This is a genomic window from Neoroseomonas eburnea, assembly GCF_018129005.1.
In the GTDB taxonomy this organism is placed as follows: domain Bacteria; phylum Pseudomonadota; class Alphaproteobacteria; order Acetobacterales; family Acetobacteraceae; genus Neoroseomonas; species Neoroseomonas eburnea.
The window spans coordinates 1-1,036 of the sequence record NZ_JAAEDL010000085.1 but is presented as its reverse complement, the minus strand read 5'-3'; the positions used below and the strand labels follow the sequence as shown (position 1 = coordinate 1,036).

The window sequence follows — 1,036 nt, the reverse complement described above, 5'->3', positions numbered from 1 at the left end:
CAGCCGCCCCGACAGGTAGCGGTCGCGCAGATACTGCCAGACCTTCTCGATGGCGTTCAGCTCGGGCGAGTAGGGCGGCAGGTGGACGAGGGTGATGTTCGGCGGCACGCGCAGGTCGTTCGCGGTGTGCCAGCCGGCGTTGTCGATCAGCATCGCCGCGTGCGTGCCAGCCGGCAGTTGCGAGGCGACCTCCTCGATCAGCAGGTTCATCGCCGTGACCGAGACGTGCGTCAGCACCAGCGCGGCGCCGGTGTCGCGCGCCGGGCAAACGGCGCCGAAGATGTAGGCCGAGCGGTAGCGCTGGTCCTTCACCATCCTCGGCCGCATGCCTCGCTGGAACCAGCGGCGGACCATCCGGCCCTTCTGGCCTACGCGGGCCTCGTCCTGGAACCAGACCTCGATGCGCTCGGCTTCGGGGTGGTCGGCCGCAATCTGCGCGAGGGCTGCGGCGAAGCCCTTTTTTTGAATGCCTCCTGGGCGGCCCGGTCCGTCTCGGCGTGCCGCGGCCGTGGTGTCTGCCAGGACAGGTCGAGGTCGTGCATCAGCCGGCCCATCCCGGTCTCGCCATAGGTCACGCCGAAGCGCTCCCGCACGATCCGGCACAGGTCGACCAGCCGCCAGGTCGAGACACCATCCACTTCCGGGTCCGGCCCCTGCAGCACGATCGCCTTCAGCGTCGCCTGCTGGCCCTCGGTCAGCCGGCAGGGCCGGCCGTCGCCCCAATGGTCCGACAGTCCGGCAGCACCGCCACGGTTGTAGCGGATCACCCAGTCCCGCAGCGTCTGACGATCCATCCCCGCGATCCGCGCCGCCGCCTCCCGGCTCATGCCCTCCAGCGCCGCGGCGATCGCCAATAGCCGTCGCGCCACGCGCGGGTCGTCCTCGGTCTTGGCAAGCCGCCGAAGCTCACTCGGCGGCACATCCTCCCGGATCATCAGCGCCCGCATGGTCCGCTCCTCGAAGCCATGCCCGCCGATGAATCATGTCCGGCCGCGTCGGATCAACCCAAAGAGTCCGCCCTTTGTGCGCCGGGTAT

Annotated in this window: 2 protein-coding genes; both read right to left on the bottom strand. The window is 69.8% G+C overall.

The window, feature by feature from the left end:
• Window positions 1-402, bottom strand: a 402-nt coding sequence (locus tag GXW74_RS28545) for an IS630 family transposase (protein WP_338148357.1), incomplete at its 3' end; no start/stop codon positions are given.
• A complete protein-coding gene (locus GXW74_RS28540) occupies window positions 369-947 on the bottom strand; it encodes an IS630 family transposase (RefSeq protein ID WP_211850169.1) in 579 nt (192 codons plus the stop codon). The genes GXW74_RS28545 and GXW74_RS28540, both read right to left, overlap by 34 nt.
• Between the last annotated feature and the right edge of the window lie 89 nt (window positions 948-1,036).

What these genes read in the sequence shown, in the direction of transcription:
- GXW74_RS28540 (WP_211850169.1), bottom strand. Translation starts at nt 947, where the DNA reads ATGCGGGCGCTGATGATCCGGGAGGATGTGCCGCCGAGTGAGCTTCGG.